The organism is Sulfurospirillum diekertiae (assembly GCF_002309535.1).
Classification (GTDB): domain Bacteria; phylum Campylobacterota; class Campylobacteria; order Campylobacterales; family Sulfurospirillaceae; genus Sulfurospirillum; species Sulfurospirillum diekertiae.
In genome coordinates this window covers 2,386,793-2,404,220 of the sequence record NZ_CP023275.1, presented here as the reverse complement: position 1 = coordinate 2,404,220, position 17,428 = coordinate 2,386,793, and the positions used below count along the sequence as shown (strand labels likewise).

Genomic DNA, 17,428 nt, shown 5'->3' with positions numbered 1-17,428 from the left:
GGATTTTTTGTGGATATTTTGCAATCAATTATTATGGGAATCGTAGAGGGTTTCACTGAGTTTTTGCCTGTTTCTTCAACGGGGCATATGATCGTTACGGCAGATTTTTTAGGCATTAAACAGGACACGGTTACGAAGGCGTATGAGATTATCATTCAGTTTGCGGCCATTATGGCAGTTGTTTTAGCGTACAAAGAGAAGTTTACGCTCAAAAAAATAGAACTTTGGAAGAAACTTGCAGTCGCATTTTTACCGATTGGTATCGTTGGATTTTTATTTGCAAAACAGATTAAAACGCTTTTTAGTGTTGAAATTGTTGCGACGATGTTTATTGTGGGCGGTGTGATTTTCTTAATTGCGGAGAAGTACTATAAACCCAAAGAGCATTTTATCAATGATGTTGAAAAAGTAAGCTATAAACAGGCATTTCTCATTGGTTTAGCACAACTTGCAGGACTGGTTCCTGGAACAAGTAGGGCTGGTTCAACTATCTTGGGCGCTATGTTTGTAGGATTGACACGCAAAGCCAGTGCGGAGTTTTCCTTTTTACTCGCTTTTCCTGTTATGAGTGCTGCAACAGGATATAGTATTGTTAAAAATTATAACGAATTTAATGTTGACAATCTCATCGTTTTAGGGGTTGGATTTGTGGTAGCATTTATTACCGCGTATTTTACCATCAAACTCTTTGTACGATTTTTACAAAATTATACCTTTGTCTCTTTTGGTATTTATCGTATTTTTTTTGGGGTGGCTCTTTTAGCGTATTATGCGTAATAAGAGTCTTTTGTTACTTTTCAGTTACTATTGTTGCTGTAAAATAGTGTAAAAGTTTTATGGCAGTAAAGAGGAGTTTCATATGACAATCGGCAATAGTCTTACGTCATCTTATAGCAGTAATGTTCATAGTCAAAGCAGTGCAAGTAGCATGTCCTCATCATCACAAGATTTTGGCAATGTTATGAGCCAGATGGCATCAACACTGATGACATCAATGGATACCAACAATAACAACAGCATTGATAAGTCGGAATTTCAGCAAGCTATTGATTCATTGTCGGGTAATTCAAGCAATACCAGTACAAGTTCTAGCAATGCCGATCAAATCTTTAGTGCTCTTGACACCAACAAAGATGGTACGATCAGCTCGGATGAGCTTTTAAGCGCTTTAAAACAAGCTCAGTCATCGGATGATGCTTCTGCAACGCAAACATCCACTAAAAAATCAATTGAAGATTTGCAATCAAGCTTGTTACAAAAGATTTTGGCAGCATACGGCAGCACCGATACAACCACAAGCAGCAACGCAAGCCTTATCGCCTAAAATTTAACACGGTGTATATCGCTCATTTTTCAGCCTTTACAACACCGTGTGAACTTCAATTTGACGTTGCAACCAAAGAAGAGGGAGATCGCATCCTTGCTTCTTTGTTAACAGATGTCAAATACCTGCAAAAACAGTACAGTTTTTTTGATGTTACCTCCGAAATTTATGCTATCAACCACCGTCAAAGCGATACCTTCACTCTTAGCAAAGAGCTTTCCGCCCTTTTAGCGTTAGCGTTGTTTTATGCACGTCTAACGCAAGGTGCTTTTGATATTGCTCTTGCTGGAACACTCAAACAAGCGCAAAAAGCAATTTCATTGCACGAATACCAAGCGATAAGTGCTAAATTAACACCTTTTGCTAACTTTACTGCATTAAGCCTTGAAGGTGAGAGGCTTTATTTTTCAAATCCTTATACGCAGATTGATTTGGGAGGTATTGTCAAAGAGTATGCGGTAGATCAGACCATCATGCGACTTCAAACGATGGGAATTAGCTCAGCCTTGGTGAATTTTGGAGGCGATATTGCGGCGTATGGAATGTGCCATGATGAGCCTTGGTGTATTGGTATTCAAGACCCCAAAAAGCCTGATGTGAATGTCGCAACGGTAATGTTAAGAGATGCATCACTGTGTACGTCGGGGCATTCCAAACGTTATACGGCGATTGAGGAACACCGCTTTTCGCATATTATCTCACCTCACAGTGAACAGAGGTATGCTCAAATGAGTATTATTGCTCCAACAACGGTGGATGCAGGTGTTTGGAGTACCGCACTTTTAGTCAATCCGACGTTGAGTTTACCCAAACATATGTCTAAAGCGTTTGTACTTTAAGATCCAAACAGAGAATGTGTTCATGGTTATCTAAGACAAATTTTTGAGCAAAAGTACGACACATGCGACCCGATGCACGGGAAATGTACTTTTGACTGAGATAATTGCCCCGTTTTGATTCTTTAGTAATGTAAAAATACTCTTTGAGCGCATGATTGTCACCATCTCGTGCAGGTTGGAAAAACTCGTTGGTATCGGCACTGATAAAGGTGTTACCCTCTTGTATGCCTGTAGTGGCATTAATGCAATAAATGGCTTCAATGATGTCAAATTTTTTCAGAAAATCAAAAAGATTCGTTTGATGGGTTGTTTTAATAGACTCAATAATTGTATGGGTATAGGCTTTAGCACTTTCGATTAAGAATTCTTTGTGTTGCATGGACGTTTTAACATTTTGGGTGTGCTTCTCTCCAATGTAGGTAATTTTTTTATCTAAAAGGGTTTTGTCACAAATCGTGGCACTGGGTCTGGCAAACCAAAAACCTTGAAAGAGGTCGATATCAAGTTTTAAAGAGCGTAAGATCTCCTCTTCTTCTTCAACCCCTTCTGCAAGGACGAGTGCACCGATATTAAAGCACATATTGGCGATGGATTTTAAAATCTCTTTGTGAATGAAATTATTATGTACATTAAAAACGATGGAACGATCGACTTTGACAATATGGGGGCGAACCGTAGAGATGCGGTCAAAGTTGGCATTACCTGCGCCAAAATCATCAAGAGCAATCAGAAAGCCATGGTCTTTGTAAAAATCACAGAACTGTTTGAGACGTTCACTGTCTTTGATTTGGTACTCTTTGATCTCAATCACAATACGCGAAGGAGGAATGCCAAGATCATTGGCAAGAGTGTAAAAAGCAAAGTCGGCAAAGCTAATATGGCTATCAAGCAGGTGAGATTCAAAATTGAGAAATAAGAGCACTTCGTTATTGGCATCTAAAATGGACTTAAAACGCTCTAATGCCTTAATCCGTGCGTACTTATCAAGTTCAAACGTGAGGTTTTCGCTTTTGGCTTGCTCAAAAACAAAGATAGGGGAGAGGGGTTCATTGTTTTCATCAAAGGCGCGCATCAGTGCTTCATACCCAATGACTTTGGCACTGCGGATAGAGACAATCGGTTGAAAATGGATGTGAATACGGTTGTCTTGTATAAGCTCATAAACCACGCATAATTCCTTCAATAGTATGATTTCTATTATAACACGGGGCTGATTAAAAAAATCAAAGATACTATTTATATTTTGAGAATGCTCCATTCGTGTAAGAGTTTTTCGAACGAAAAGGCAGCATTGGCAGGACTCGTGGATGGAAGTTTAATGATGTTGATGCCTGTGGTGGTTTCACAGTATTTTTGGAAGAGTTTAAACGCGGTAGCTCCATTGGCATAAATGTGGGTTATAGGAGTGTGATGGAGTATGTTCGAAAAATCCATCGGCACCACATTTTTAATACTACTATCGCTTGAGCCTGTGATATCACAACTTTCAATCACATCCCAAAGTGCAATGCCATGATGTAACAACATTGCTTTTTTTTCTTCAATGCTTATCGGCAGTGGCGTGTGGGTTAATGCGGCAATCACTTTCCAAAAACGGTTTTGTGGATGTCCATAATAAAAGTTTTGTTCACGTGACTTAACGGAAGGAAAAGTACCTAAAATAAGCACTTTCGAGTTGGTATCATAAATGGGATCAAACGAGTGTTTCATACATTTTTTGCTTTACATGTAAAGATCAAAAGCCCTAGTGCAAGAGATCAAGAGTTGGCTTGTATTCACTTGTTTTGACAGCAAAAAGACCTAGGAGTGTGTGGAAAAGATTGTCTTGTGAAAAGCGTTCATTGGCTTTTACATGTAAAAATTCACGCTTGGCTTTATCGCCGAAATAGAATAGGGCAGGCACGTGTTTTTGATCTTCAGGTGCAATCATATAAGGTAATCCATGCAGATAAACACCATTTTCACCGAGTGATTCACCATGGTCTGAGATATAAATGAGGGTTGTCTCATATTTGTCTTCGTTGGCTTTGAGCAGATTAATGGTCTCATTAACGATGTAATCGGTGTAGAGAATCGTATTATTATACGTATTCACAATCTGTTCTTGAGTACATTTATCAAGCTCTTGCGTGTCACAGGTTGGGGTAAATTTTTTAAAGGCTTCAGGATAACGCTTAAAATAGGTTGGTCCATGACTGCCCTCTTGATGTAGAACAATGAAGGTGTCTTCGTACTGCTTGTCAATATTGGCTTGAAAATCTTTTAAAAGCACGCTATCAAAATCACGTCCTCCGTATTGCACAACATCGCTCATACGTTTTGCGATCTCTTTATCCGCACCGGAATTGTTGTCTCTCCAGATAATACGAACCCCTGTACGAGCGAGAACATCGACAATATTTTCCGTGTAAGCTTTGTCATCACTCCAATCATTTCTGCTAAATTTAGAAAACATGCATGGTACCGAGATAGCCGTCGCCGTACCGCAAGAGGCAAAATTAGGAAGATTGACGATATCGTCTCGTTTGCTGAGGAGAGGATTGGTAGGAACGTCATAACCGTTAAGTTGAAAATTGCGTGCGCGTGCCGTTTCCCCTAAAACAAACACCACCAATTTTTTCTTTTCACTGCTTTGACGTGTAGCATCCATTGCAATCGCCATAAAAGTAGGTTTGGGTTTCAATTTAGCATAAACAAATTTGACAAAAGAAGCGATGGGATACGCTGGGTTGATATACATCTTCAGCTCATTGTGGTTTCTAAAAAAGGTACTGTAGGATTTACTAAGACTCATATAGAGCCCTGCGATTATGAGAAATGAAAGCAGCGCAACAAATGCTTTTTGAATAAACTCTTTAGTGTAGCTTGAAAAAGCAAAAGGAGCTTTAAACAGCACCCAAAAAGAGAGAAGGCTTGCACAGCCTAGATAGATAAAAAGCTTCGTTGTGAAAAGATCGAGTATTTCAGCGCTATCGGTTTGCATCATATTGGTGTACATATTGGTATCAATAATCGTGCCAAAGGTATCAATGAAATAACTGCTAAGAGCTCCTGCAAAAATAAGCGTCACCAGCATAACTTTAAAGAGTGTTTTATGCGTTAAAAGGAGCAAAACATTGAGGATACAAACGAGCATCAGCATTAAAATAAAAGGGGAACTAAGAGCTATGAGATAATTTTCTTCATTGATCGCAAAATGAAAAAGCTTTGAAAAAAAAGTGATGTTATAAAAAGCGACAATACCTAAAGCTAGTAATGCGATTGCTCTTTGAGAGTGGGACGCTAGGAGTTTAAAAGGCATGCCAATGATCCTTAAAAGTATAATATAAAAAGATTTTAGCATGTTTAAATGAAATAAAGATGAATTAAAAAGTTATAACAACGGTCGTTCCAACTCCCTCTTGACTTTGAAGCGTAATAGTAAAGTCATGTAAATCAAGAATATTTTTGACAATCGCAAGACCAAGACCACTGCCTTGAATATTTTGGTTGCCCTTATCCCCTCTGTAGAACTGCTCAAAAACATGGGTTAAATCTTCTTCTTTGATGCCCATTCCTTCATCGCGTATCTGAAGCTCATGCGAAAAAAGTGAGATTGTAATCGTCGAAGGGCTGGGCGAGTATTTGATAGCATTATCGAGAAGATTAGTGATCGCAATTTTCAACAGTGCTGCATTGCCTTGTACGCTAAGCGCTTCAAATGAATTGAGGTGTAATGTGATATGCCTTTGTTCGCAGATAAGGCGTTTTTCTTCGATGGCATCCAGCAAAACCTCGTCTAAATAGACTTCACTAAAATGGTTTTTGAGATCGTTTTTAGTGGTACTGGACAAAAAGAGAATTTTTTCAATGACCGCATGAAGGGTACTGACCTCTTTGGCAACTTTGTGCAAAATACGTTGATACTCTTCAATAGTGCGCTCTTTACGAAGTCCTATATCAACTTCACCTTGGATAATTGTAAGAGGAGTTTTAAGCTCATGAGAAGCATTTTGACCAAACTGCTTGACTTGGGCATACGCATTTTGAAGTTCATTAAGCAGTGTGTTAAATGTGGCAATTAAATCATCAATCTCGTAGGCAATATGGGTTTGAGGAATCGTAGAGTGCAAATCCTGCGTACTGATTTCTTTGGCAGTATTTGTCACCTTTTGAACATTTTGGAGTGATTTTGAGATTAAAATAGAGGCCAATACTAAAATGATCATAAGTAATGAAGAAAGTCCCGCCCAAAGGGTAGAGGTCATCTCTTTGACTTGTGGCGTATGCTTGTCATAGGGCATAGCACACTGTAAAAAGAGTATTTGGTCTTCATTTTGTGCTAAGAGCAGTGTGCCAATATAGATTTTTTGTTGTGTTAGATTTGAATCGGACATGGTTGAAAAGACAATTTCATTTGGGCGTTCAAAGATTTGTTGAATAATACTAGGTTCTATTTTCAGTGTTCTTTCTTTAAGATCATTTGAGCGTTGAATGACGGTAGGCGTATTGGATAAACTGTCATATGCAACCACTTGTGCGTATAAGATGGGCATATTAAATTCTTGTTTATTGTCATTGAAAATGATCTCTTTGCTAGGATCTAAATTAAAATCATGTTTAATATCTTTAAGCACCGCAAAAAGCGTTGCTTCTGATGTTTGCTGATAAGAGCTTTCAAGCGAATGCACAACAATGTACCCAAAGCCATAAAAAAGTGCAAATAAAACAGTACCAAGCGTTGCAAGAAGTCTGAACTTGAGGTTTTTAAAGCGTTGCATCACTGATCGTGTATCCTTGGTTACGATAGGTTTTAATGAGTTTGAGCTCAAAATTTTTATCAATTTTGGTGCGTAAGCGGTACATGTAAACATTGAGTATATTACTTTGGATACTCTGTTCCATGCTAAAAATTTGTTCTTCTAAAAGGCGTTCTTCAATGATGGCATTTTTATGGCGCATCAGGTATTCTAAAAGGACATACTCTTTAGCCGTCAAAGCAATAGCCTCGCTTCCTCGTGTGACGGTTTTGGTAAGAGGGTTAAGTATAAGATCGCCTACGCTAAGAAGCACTTCTTTGTGATCATGCTTTCGGAGTTGCACATGAATGCGTGCGAGTAGTTCGTCAAAGCTAAAAGGTTTGGTCAGATAATCATCTGCACCCAAGTTGAGCAGACTGACTTTGTCGCTGATCGTACTTTTAGCACTGAGCATAATGATGGGAATAGCAATTTTTTGCTCTCGTAATTTTTGACAAACTTGATCGCCTTGTAGCCCTTTGATCATAATATCCAAGATGATGACATCGTAGGCATTCATCCCTGATAAATAGATGGCATCTTCGCCGTTATCGCAGATATCAACACAAAAATACTCTTCCTCTAACCCTTTTTTTAAAAAAGCGGCGATTTTAGTATCATCTTCTACGATCAAAACTTTCATTTAGACCTCTTTGGTACGTCTCTTTTTTAGGTATCCATCCATGCTAAAGATAGCAAGTGCAATCCAAATGAGCACAAAACTGGTGAGCTTTTCGGGAACTAAAATCTCATCATAAACAAAAATAGCTAACAAAAAGGAAACGGTAGGGCTAATGTATTGGAAAAAGCCTAAGTGAATGAGAGAGATGCGTGTAGCCGCCGCGTTAAACCATAAAAGCGGAACAACAGTGATAAAACCGGCTAAAAGTAAAAGCCACGAAATTGCATTGGGAGGAAAGACAAACGCATTTTGGTGTGTCGCCACTAAATACCCAAAATAGAGCAGTGCCAAAGGGAGTAAAATCAGTGTTTCGATGTACAGTCCTGTCATAGCAGGAAGGTTAATCTGTTTACGAATCAGTCCATAAAAGCCAAAACTAAATGCTAAAACCAATGAAACGACAGGAATAGACCCAAGGGTGACTGCTTGGTACACAATGGCACTGAAAGCTAAGGCAATAGCAATTTTTTGCCAAAACGTAGGGCGATCTTTAAAAAAGAGGATGCCCAAAGCAAAATTCACCAGCGGATTAATGTAATAGCCAAGACTGGATTCGGCAATCATATTATGACTGACTGCCCAAATGAATACCAACCAATTCAGCGAAACCAAAAGAGCGGAGAGTACGAGGTATTTGATTTTATGAATATCTCGAATCAGAAGAGTAAATGCACCGAATTGACGACTCACAATAATCATACCAAAGAGCAGTACCACAGACCAGATAATACGGTGTGCGAGTATTTCTGCGGCAGATACTGAAGCAATCAGTTTAAAATAGATCGGGATTAAACCCCAGAAAACAAACGCTAAAAGAGCGTAGATGTAGCCTTGTGTCTCTTTCGAGAGATTGTTCATTGTTCCAACTTTGTTATAAAGAGTATTCATTATTATAGGATAAAGATACTTATAGGTCTAAATTAAAACCATTTTTTGATTTTTATTTGTTACGTATAACTGTTATAATGTTCAAAACGAGAAATATAAGGAAGCGCAGATGCGTATAAAAGGGAAACTATTTATTTTTATGCTAGCGCTGTTTCTTTTTTTCTCTTTGAGTGTTTGGTTTTACACGGAGATATTATTGGATAAGGTCAATGAAAAATGGGCAGAACGGTTTATTAAAAAACAGATTATTTTTGATAAAAATCGCACCCTTCTTCCTCTATTGCAAGAGCATGAGATTATTCAAGAAATGGCAAATGAGCCTGCTATTCTCGCTATGGCACTGGATGATACGAATGAAAGTAAGCGCAAAAATGGTTTGGCCATTTTAGAATCGTATCGACAAAAATTTCAAAGTAAAAGTTATTTTGCTGCTTTTGTTAAAAGTGAAAACTACTATTTTAATGATGCAAAAAATAGTTATGCAGGCAAGGAACTTCAGTATAAACTTTCACCTGCTTCAAAAAATGATGCATGGTTTTATAATGTTATCGCCGATAATCAAGCGTATCGCATTAATGTTGATACCGATGAGGTCCTTAAACACACCTATATCTGGCTTAACTATGATTTGGTAATCCATAACAAAGTGGTTGGTGTTGTTGGGACGGGACTGGATTTTACCCGTTTTGTACGAGAGTCTGTTGGCGTTGAACAAGAGGGAATTCAAAACTTTTTTATCAACCGTTATTTGGATATTCAACTGGAACGCAGTACAAAACTTAGTGATTATCTGAGTCACAAAAACACTACGGGAACATATCAAAAGATTGATACATTGTTTGTTCGTCAGCAAGATAAAGATGCTATCCGTGAAGCTGTTAGCTATTTAAGTACGCATCCCGATGAAATACGTACTATTTGGGTAGAGTATGGTGATGTCAAAAAGCTTTTAGGATTGACGTATCTTCACGAAATTGATTGGTTTAGCTTAACGCTTATTGACGCAAAAGAGCTTGATGCGGTTAAAGATTTTTCCATCTTTCCCCTGCTCAGTGCACTTTTTTTAATTGCATTGATCGCCGTTGGTTACCAGCTACGCACGTTAATTCTTAATCCTTTGAATCGCTTAAAAACGAACATGCAAGCCATTGAACATGGCCATTACGAGATTGACCTTCATCCTGTTGGGAGTGCTGAAATTAAAGACCTTTCGCAACAGTTTAGCACGATGATAGAGTATGTACGCTCTAATAATAGAGCGTTAGAAGAGAAAATCCAAGAACGCACATTAGGATTGATGCAAAGTGAAGCGAAACTCAATACGATTTTAGAGAGCCTTGAAGCGTTTATTTACATTAAAGATACACAGTATCGTTATATTTATGCTAACCGAAAGCATTGTGATTTAATTGAAGTTGTTGGAAAAACCGATGAAGATTTTTTTGATGACCCAACCATTCAAGCTCTTCGAAAAGCAGATAGGGAAGTCATCGAATACGGGCGCAAAGTGACGATCGAAGAACACCTCACCAGCAAGCATACAGAAAGAGCAATAACCTGTCTTTCAACGAAAATCCCACTTCTACGTGAAGATGGGAGTGTCTACGCATTGTGTGGTATTTCTACGGACATTACAGAGCGTAAAAAAACCGAAGAGCTTATCCGTGAGCTCGCTTATCATGATTCTTTAACGCAGTTACCCAATCGACGATTGTTTCATGAACGCTTTACGATGATGCTATCACACGCAAAGCGAATAAAACAGTATGGGGCTCTTTTGGTACTGGATTTGGATAATTTCAAACCCCTTAACGATGCTTTTGGACATAAAGCGGGAGATGTGCTCCTCGTTGACGTAGCTAAACGCTTAAAAACCTGCGTGCGTGATGTGGATGTCGTTGCTCGTTTTGGTGGAGATGAATTCTTAATTGCAGTGGAAAATTTAAGCCTAGAAGAGTATATTGCCCAAGAAGAGGCTATCAAAATTGCTTCTTCTATTCTTTTACATGTAAGCGCACCGTACGTGATTGCATTGCAGGAAGAAGAGGATGAAAAAGTCATTCATCACCAATGTACAGCGAGTATTGGAATTACGTTATTTAGCGATAAAAAGCAGCATCAAGAAACTATTTTTAGTGAAGCGGATAAAGCAATGTATCAAGCCAAACAAAAAGGGCGAAATTGCATAGAATTCTATAAGGAGAATGTATGATCAAAGTGTATGGTATTACTACGTGTGGAAGTGTGAAAAAAGCGATTGCTTTTTTTAAAGCGAAGGTTGTTCCTTATACCTTTGTCGATCTTAAAAGTACACAGATCAGCGAAGCAAAGCTTCAAGAGTGGCTTAGTTGTCAGCCGATGTCGGTGATTTTCAATACCAAAGGGACGAAGTTTAAGACATTGGGACTTAGTAAAGAGATGGACGATGCAGAAAAAAGAGGTTGGCTTTTAAGAGAGCAACTGCTGTTTAAACGCCCCATCGTCGAGTGTGAAGATGGAACGCTTTTAGTAGGTTTTGATGAAGAAGTGTACGCGAAAAAATTTGCTTAAGCGCGTTTTGCCGTTGAGATAAAAAAGGCAGCAAGAAGCAAAAAAGCTCCTGTAAGGCGGTTTTGAATCTTAATGGCACGAATAGATTTGATGACGTTTTTAAGTCGTGAGGCTAACGAGCTATAGCCTGTCATAACGATAATGTCCACACAAATGAGCGTTGCACAGATAATAGCAAATTGCCCAAGAAGTGGTTTGTTTGGGTTTAAAAACTGTGGAATAAACGCCACCAAAAAGACGGTTGCTTTGATATTGGTCAGGTTAATCAGCGTGGCTTGAATAAACGCTTTGGAAGCCGAAAAAGCTTTGATTTTAGCTGTGTCATCTGGTAAGTGTGGCTTTTCAATAAACTTCATAACTCCCAAAAAGACCAAGTACACCACACCAATCCACTTGATGATATTAAAAAGAAGCAGCGAACTCATGATGAGAGAGCCTAATCCTATGACGACAATAAACGTTTGCACAAAAAGACCTACTTGAAGCCCCATAATAGCTGCATACGAGCGTTTAAGTCCGTATTTAAGTCCATAGTTCATGGAGACAACCGCCCCAGCCCCAGGAGAGACACTAATAAGAATAGAGGCAACGAGCATCGTGAGCCAAATATCGAGTTGCATAAAACGTCCTTAACAGAAGCTTTTTAAAGAGGGTATTGTAATCCAAAATGGCTTAGAGGGTATTGATAAAAGAGCGTTCATGTGGTACAATCTTCGCTTAGGTTAGAGGAGATGCGATGGTTGCGCGGGTCACGTTTTTAACACTATTTTTCACGGTTTGCGTCACGATAATGGCACAAGCATTTTACTTCTCCAAGACGCATGCACTCACTTGCCAAAAGATTACATGTAAAGAAGAATTAATCGCATTGGTAGGACTACCTGATTTAGCTTTAGTGAGTGAAGCACACTATGTGCGTCACCGAAGTCTGAGTGATGTTTTCTCCTACTTCAATGAATCCCCTGAACTCTTAGAGTATTTTCCATCCACCTTTGTCTATCACTATGCACCCAATGCAAATCCTTCAAGGATAGACCGTGTTTTTTAAACCTAATTTCTTACTGCTCGATTACGCCATTCGCTCTCTCCTTCGTCGTGCGAGTAAAAGCTTTTTCATCTTTTTGATCTTAAGTCTGCTCATCTTCTTGCTCTCTTCGGTGTTGATGATCGCCGATGCCATTAAACTGGAACTGAATACAACCCTTAAAACCTTGCCGCAGATTACCTTGCAACGTTTTGTTGCGGGGAAACAGAGTGATGTGCCCATCAGTTGTGTGGATGCCCTTTTGGATATTGAAGGGATTAGTTCTGTAACGCCTCGTGTATGGGGCTACTACTACTTCAAGCCCGCGGGTGTGAATTTCTCGGTGGTTGGTGTTGATGCATATGAAGAGCAATACTCCCAAATACTGTCGAAACTCACACAGCATTTCGATCTAAAACTGTTGGAGAGCCAACAAGCAATGATCATCGGTGTTGGGGTTAAAAAAGTCTTGAGTGAGAATTACTACACCGACTTTTTCAACTTTGTCACCAGTGAGGGCAAATGGCAAAAGGTTTCCATCGCAGGTGTTTTTAATTCAGACCTAGCGCTTGAATCCAATGATCTTATCCTTGTGCCTAAAAAGCTCGCGTACGCCATTTTTGGGATGGATGAGAGCAAAGCGACCGATATTGTAGTGAAAGTGGCCAATGTGAAAGAGATCCCTACCATCGTGCAGAAAATCACCACGCGTTTCCCTGATCTGCGTGCTATTACCCAAGATGATATTAGAGTCAGTTATCAGAATATTTTTGATTATAAAAGTGGTTTCTTTCTCTCTCTTTTTAGTGTCTGTGCTTTTGCCTTTTTTATCATCATCTACGATAAAACCAGTGGTCTAAGTTCGGAAGAGAAAAAGGAAATCGGCATACTCAAAGCGATTGGCTGGAGCAGTGATGATATTTTACAAGAGAAGTTTTATGAGAGCTTTATCCTTGCTATGAGTGCTTTTTTAGTCGGCATCGCGTTTTCGCTTTTTTACGTCTATGGCATGCAAGCACCTCTTTTGCGTAATGTTTTTATGGGTTACTCCGAGCTTAAACCTGCTTTTATATTACCTTTTCATATCGATTTTGCAATGCCCTTTTTACTATTTCTACTAAGTGTTCCTATTTACATCGCTGCTACCCTGATTCCCGCATGGCGAGCTTCAAGCTTAGATGCTGACGAGGTGATGCGATGATTTGGATTAAAGAGGTGAGTAAAAGCTTTATACAAGGCGATGAGAGCATTCATGCCCTTACCAATATCTCTTTACATGTAAAGCGTGGGGAGTGTGTGGTACTCAAGGGATCCAGTGGTAGTGGCAAGAGTACCTTACTCTCTTTAATTGCAGGGCTGATGCAACCCTCTCAGGGTGAAGTGCGTGTGGATGGGAAGGAGATTTCCAAACTCCCTGAGCATTTTAGTGCCGCTCTTCGACGGCAGAAAATAGGATTTATCTTTCAAAAGTATCACCTCATAGCCCATCTGAGTGCTCTTGAAAATATCATGACACCTTTGATTCCTGAGAACCTTTCTTTGCATGTACTCGAGAGCAAAGCCAAAGCAGTGATGGAGCAGTGTGGCATAGCGCATAAAGCAAAGATGCGAATCAATCGCCTCTCAGGAGGTGAGCAACAACGTGTCGCCATCGCACGCTCTTTAATCAACGATCCCTTAATCATCTTAGCCGATGAGCCCACCGCCAATCTGGATGAAAAGCTTTCACATGAACTGATAGCCACGCTTGAGAAACTCAAACAAAAAGGAGTGACCCTCCTCATCGCAACCCATGATCCGCTCTTTTTTGATTTGGGGTTTGTGGATCAAATCATTGAAATACATAACGGCGAGCTTATCGTATGAGTTTAACTCCTGAGATTATCTCACTGCTTATTTTGGATGCTATTTTTCTCTTCTTTGGCGTAATTGCCTTGGTGATTGGCTTTCGCATAGCACTCAAGTGGGACAATCAAGCAACTACCTCCCTTCAATACACCCTATCCAAGCAGAGCGCTTTGGTTTCGACCATGATCAAATACATCTTTATGCTCAAACTGCCTTTGTTTGCTTTTTTTATCTACACGTGCGATAAGCTCTCTACGATCATCACCGGTGCTATGTGTGCGAGTGGCGTGGTCAATTCGGTGGACTTTGGGTTGTATTTTACACTGTTTAAACTGTTAAATCTGTATCTGTTTGGCTTTTGGTTATTGCTTCACGCTGCTGATATTCATGATGAGAAACTCCCTTACACCAAGCTCAAATTTATTCTGTTTGTCATTTTCTCAGTTCCCCTCTTTGCAGAGATCGGATTGGAGATAGCATTCTTTGCAGGGCTGAATATCAGTAAGATCGTTAGTTGCTGCGGGACACTTTTTTCTGCATCAAGCAGTTCGTACATCTCTTTGTTATTTGCAGTAGATGCTTCATTATGGGTTTGGCTTTTCTATGGCTTCTTTGGACTGATGGTGCTTGCGTATGGGTTGAAACATACGCCTTTAATGATTTTTGCCAATGGTATGTTTCTAATTTTTTCAATCATTGCGTTAATTGTCTTTTTTAGCCCGTATGTGTATGAACTTCCCACACACCGTTGTCCGTTTTGCTTATTGCAAAGGGATTATTATTATGTGGGGTATGCGCTTTACACACTTTTATTTGCAGGCACGTTTTATGGCATTGGTGGAGGCATTTTAGCGCTGGTGTCACACACGGCACAACCGCGTTTTATGAGAGCCTCTTTAATACTGTGTGCACTTTATCTCTTGATCATAACAAGTTACCCTGTCATCTATTTTATACGGAATGGAGTTTGGTTGTGAAGAAAACTATTTTTATGGGTGTGCTGATTATCTTTCCGCTTCTTGCCCTTGGTGGACTCTTTTGGTTTTTACATGTAAAGCATCAATTGCCAACCGATAAAGCCAATAGTGCCAAAGTCGCCTTAGAATTTAAGGACAATACCATTCAATGTCCTGAGTGTCACATGTATCTTGTGGGTAAAAAGCACACGGCACAAATTGTCACGGGAGATTCTAAAACACACTTTTTTGATGATGTTGGGTGTGCTATTTTATGGCTTAAAGAGCAAAAGATAGAGCCTCAAAGCGTTACGATGTGGGTGTTCAGTAATGACACCCATCGTTATATCGATGCGTTCAAAGCCTCTTATGCGATCAATGATGAAACCCCTATGCATTATGGCTTTGGGGCGTATGAACAACAGAAAAAAGAAGGCATAATAGACTTTAATGAGATGCGTCTTCGCATGCTCAGGGGTGAAAATATGAGCGATCCTAAAATACGTCAACACTTACAAGGACACTAAAATGAAAGTAGCCATCAGCGGAGCGAGCGGTTTTGTTGCCAATGCACTGAAAAAGAGATTTCCTGATTTTGTAGTCATTGAACGCAAAGATGATGTAAAAGCGATCCAACAAAAACTTGAAGGAGTAGACGCAGTTTTTAATCTCGCAGGTGCGCCCATTGTTGCAAGATGGAATGAGGCGTATAAAAAAGTGCTTTATGCAAGTCGCATTGAGACAACCAAAAAGTTGGTTGAAGCAATCAATCAAAGCAAAATAGAGCATTTTATCTCCACCTCTGCGGTAGGTATTTACCCGAATAATGTGCCGTGTGATGAGAGCATGCGCTTACTTGGGGATGATTTTTTAGGAAAACTGGCGCAGGATTGGGAAGCGGAAGCTTTAAAATGTACGAAACGCACCACTATTTTACGTTTTGGTGTCGTCTTGGGTGCGGATGGTGGTGCACTTGCCAAAATGTTACCCGCCTTTAAACTGGGGCTTGGAGGCATCATTGGTGATGGATGGATGATGACCAGCTGGATTGATCTCGATGATCTTGTTGCCATTTACGCTTTTGTGTTAGAGCACCAATGCGAGGGTATTTATAATGCCACTGCACCACAACCACTGAGTAATTACGATTTTACGAAGACCTTGGGTAAAGTGTTGCATCGCCCCACTTTTTTGCCCGTACCCTCGTTTGTGATCAAACTGCTTTTTGGAGAAGGTTCAACGGTTTTACTGGATAGCAAAGAGGTTTACCCTAAGAGTTTACTTGAAAAAGGATTTGTGTTTCAATATCCGGATTTAGAGAGCTCGCTTCGAAAGATTTTGGTTTAGCGTTTTTCCAAAAAGAGCGTAATACCAAGCGCTATCATAACCGTTCCTGAGATGGCATCTAAGCTTTGACGGACACTTTTTTTCGTGATAAAGCCATTGGCAGAGACAATGGTGTAGACCAAAATCGCCTGCCAGATCGTTCCTACAACAAAGTGTAAAAATGCGAGAAAGAGTGATTGCCCAAGGACGGAGCTCTCATGTGAAATAAATTGTGGTAAAAATGCCATATAAAAAATGATCGCTTTGGGATTGAGAACATTGGATAAAAAACCCTCTTGTAAAGAGCTCAAAAAACGAAAAGGTTTTGGAGCAATGTGCTTTTGATGAACGCCTTTTGCATTCCAAAATGATTTGAATGAGTTAAATCCCAGCCAAAGCAAGTAGAGCGCTCCCACACTTTTCAAAATAGTAAATGCGGTTGCTGAATAGAGTAAAATCGCTGAAATACCTACCGCTGAAAGTGTTGCATGCACAAAAAGACCTGAACAAATTCCCAAACTTGAAACAAGCCCATCTTTTGCTCCACCACGTACGGTATTGCGAATAACGATCATCGTATCAGCCCCTGGGGTCATTGTAAGCAAGGTAATAGCAATTAAAAATGTCCAAAGATCGAGTGGCATCTTTGCTCCTTTTGAGACGTTATAAAAATTTATAAGAATAGTACTGCATTATTCTTGAACCATCACCTTATAGGCATAATAAAAATCGGCATCATACCCTTCAATTTTACACTTAACGGGTTCTTTACATGTAAGCCACTCATTTTTTAAAATGAGCGCTACATACATCTCCGCATCGTAAAAACGCAGTTCGTATTTTTTCAGTTTTGGTTTGGGAATGGCGAAGGCGTAGATGAGTTTTTTGTTTTCAAAAGAGGCTGTGAATTCGATGATACGTTTAAGGTCAAACTCATCTTTTCCATCGGACATATGGATAAAATAACTGTAAGGCTCTAACGTTCTAAAGTGATCTTTTTCCATAAAAGCAACTTCGTCAGGGTCGAGCTTTTTGTTTTTATTTTTGTCGTAATCGTCCATGAGCATAGCAGAAGTCATCTCATCAAAGCTCCATACGATAATGATCTTTTCAGGCAAAACTTGCACTTGGGTATCAATAAAAATATGCGGATGTGCCACTAAAAAAGTGTTAAGACAACAGATGAAAAAAATGAAGCGAGTAAACACAACCA

20 protein-coding genes are annotated in these 17,428 nt (G+C 39.6%); 11 read left to right on the top strand and 9 right to left on the bottom strand.

Annotation, left to right across the window (positions count from 1 at the left end):
* Positions 1–9 precede the first annotated feature (9 nt).
* The 3 genes from SJPD1_RS12380 to SJPD1_RS12370 all read left to right on the top strand — a co-directional run bounded on the left by SJPD1_RS12380 (position 10) and on the right by SJPD1_RS12370 (position 2,163).
* Positions 10–777 carry an undecaprenyl-diphosphate phosphatase gene (locus SJPD1_RS12380; RefSeq protein WP_096047856.1) on the top strand — a complete coding sequence of 256 codons (768 nt, stop codon included), beginning with the start codon at positions 10–12 and terminating at the stop codon, positions 775–777.
* Positions 778–859: 82 nt separating this feature from the next.
* The gene (locus SJPD1_RS12375) at positions 860–1,324 is read left to right on the top strand and encodes an EF-hand domain-containing protein (RefSeq protein WP_096047417.1); all 465 of its coding nucleotides are present in this window, start codon (positions 860–862) and stop codon (positions 1,322–1,324) included.
* An 11-nt stretch (positions 1,325–1,335) separates the two neighbouring features.
* Complete coding sequence (locus SJPD1_RS12370; protein ID WP_168171363.1) at positions 1,336–2,163, top strand: FAD:protein FMN transferase; 828 nt, start codon at positions 1,336–1,338, stop codon at positions 2,161–2,163.
* On the opposite strand, the gene SJPD1_RS12365 is transcribed toward SJPD1_RS12370, so the two are convergent.
* The 6 genes from SJPD1_RS12365 to rarD all read right to left on the bottom strand — a co-directional run bounded on the left by SJPD1_RS12365 (position 2,144) and on the right by rarD (position 8,481).
* Positions 2,144–3,331, bottom strand: coding sequence for an EAL domain-containing protein (locus SJPD1_RS12365; RefSeq protein ID WP_096047415.1), 1,188 nt, complete (start codon positions 3,329–3,331; stop codon positions 2,144–2,146). The two genes, SJPD1_RS12370 and SJPD1_RS12365, sit on opposite strands and share 20 nt — an antisense overlap.
* A gap of 68 nt (positions 3,332–3,399) precedes the next feature.
* A complete protein-coding gene (locus SJPD1_RS12360) occupies positions 3,400–3,873 on the bottom strand; it encodes a DNA-deoxyinosine glycosylase (RefSeq protein WP_096047414.1) in 474 nt (157 codons plus the stop codon).
* Between the two features lie 34 nt (positions 3,874–3,907).
* Positions 3,908–5,464: a phosphoethanolamine transferase gene (locus SJPD1_RS12355; protein ID WP_096047413.1), complete on the bottom strand. Its 1,557-nt coding sequence runs from the start codon at positions 5,462–5,464 to the stop codon at positions 3,908–3,910.
* Between the two features lie 64 nt (positions 5,465–5,528).
* Positions 5,529–6,923: a sensor histidine kinase gene (locus SJPD1_RS12350; protein ID WP_226372203.1), complete on the bottom strand. Its 1,395-nt coding sequence runs from the start codon at positions 6,921–6,923 to the stop codon at positions 5,529–5,531.
* The gene (locus SJPD1_RS12345; protein ID WP_096047411.1) at positions 6,910–7,584 is read right to left on the bottom strand and encodes a response regulator transcription factor; all 675 of its coding nucleotides are present in this window, start codon (positions 7,582–7,584) and stop codon (positions 6,910–6,912) included. Before SJPD1_RS12345 ends, SJPD1_RS12350 begins: the two co-directional genes overlap by 14 nt.
* Complete coding sequence (gene rarD / locus SJPD1_RS12340) at positions 7,585–8,481, bottom strand: EamA family transporter RarD (RefSeq protein WP_096047410.1); 897 nt, start codon at positions 8,479–8,481, stop codon at positions 7,585–7,587.
* Between the two features lie 139 nt (positions 8,482–8,620).
* Between rarD and SJPD1_RS12335 the strand changes: the two genes are divergently transcribed.
* Entirely contained in the window at positions 8,621–10,723 is a 2,103-nt protein-coding gene (locus tag SJPD1_RS12335) for a diguanylate cyclase domain-containing protein (RefSeq protein ID WP_096047409.1), read from the top strand.
* Positions 10,720–11,061, top strand: a complete 342-nt coding sequence (locus tag SJPD1_RS12330) for an arsenate reductase family protein (protein ID WP_096047408.1) — start codon at positions 10,720–10,722, stop codon at positions 11,059–11,061. Before SJPD1_RS12335 ends, SJPD1_RS12330 begins: the two co-directional genes overlap by 4 nt.
* Here SJPD1_RS12330 and SJPD1_RS12325 read toward each other — a convergent pair.
* On the bottom strand, positions 11,058–11,681 hold the full coding sequence (locus SJPD1_RS12325; protein ID WP_096047407.1) for a LysE family transporter: 624 nt from the start codon (positions 11,679–11,681) through the stop codon (positions 11,058–11,060). The genes SJPD1_RS12330 and SJPD1_RS12325 overlap by 4 nt on opposite strands.
* 116 nt (positions 11,682–11,797) lie before the next feature.
* Here SJPD1_RS12325 and SJPD1_RS12320 point away from each other — a divergent pair, with 116 nt between their 5' ends.
* From SJPD1_RS12320 to SJPD1_RS12295, 6 genes are read left to right on the top strand one after another with little or no spacing between them, the layout of a single operon-like run.
* Entirely contained in the window at positions 11,798–12,109 is a 312-nt protein-coding gene (locus tag SJPD1_RS12320) for a hypothetical protein (protein WP_096047406.1), read from the top strand.
* The gene (locus tag SJPD1_RS12315; RefSeq protein WP_096047405.1) at positions 12,099–13,286 is read left to right on the top strand and encodes an ABC transporter permease; all 1,188 of its coding nucleotides are present in this window, start codon (positions 12,099–12,101) and stop codon (positions 13,284–13,286) included. The genes SJPD1_RS12320 and SJPD1_RS12315 overlap by 11 nt, the downstream gene beginning before the upstream one ends.
* A complete protein-coding gene (locus SJPD1_RS12310; RefSeq protein WP_096047404.1) occupies positions 13,283–13,951 on the top strand; it encodes an ABC transporter ATP-binding protein in 669 nt (222 codons plus the stop codon). Before SJPD1_RS12315 ends, SJPD1_RS12310 begins: the two co-directional genes overlap by 4 nt.
* Positions 13,948–14,910: a hypothetical protein gene (locus SJPD1_RS12305; RefSeq protein WP_096047403.1), complete on the top strand. Its 963-nt coding sequence runs from the start codon at positions 13,948–13,950 to the stop codon at positions 14,908–14,910. Before SJPD1_RS12310 ends, SJPD1_RS12305 begins: the two co-directional genes overlap by 4 nt.
* On the top strand, positions 14,907–15,416 hold the full coding sequence (locus tag SJPD1_RS12300; protein ID WP_096047402.1) for a hypothetical protein: 510 nt from the start codon (positions 14,907–14,909) through the stop codon (positions 15,414–15,416). Before SJPD1_RS12305 ends, SJPD1_RS12300 begins: the two co-directional genes overlap by 4 nt.
* 1 nt (position 15,417) lies before the next feature.
* Positions 15,418–16,236: a TIGR01777 family oxidoreductase gene (locus SJPD1_RS12295; RefSeq protein WP_096047401.1), complete on the top strand. Its 819-nt coding sequence runs from the start codon at positions 15,418–15,420 to the stop codon at positions 16,234–16,236.
* Here the strand turns inward: SJPD1_RS12295 and SJPD1_RS12290 are convergent.
* Positions 16,233–16,859: a LysE family translocator gene (locus SJPD1_RS12290; RefSeq protein ID WP_096047400.1), complete on the bottom strand. Its 627-nt coding sequence runs from the start codon at positions 16,857–16,859 to the stop codon at positions 16,233–16,235. The genes SJPD1_RS12295 and SJPD1_RS12290 overlap by 4 nt on opposite strands.
* Before the next feature lie 48 nt (positions 16,860–16,907).
* Positions 16,908–17,423: a DUF1007 family protein gene (locus SJPD1_RS12285; RefSeq protein ID WP_096047399.1), complete on the bottom strand. Its 516-nt coding sequence runs from the start codon at positions 17,421–17,423 to the stop codon at positions 16,908–16,910.
* Between the last annotated feature and the right edge of the window lie 5 nt (positions 17,424–17,428).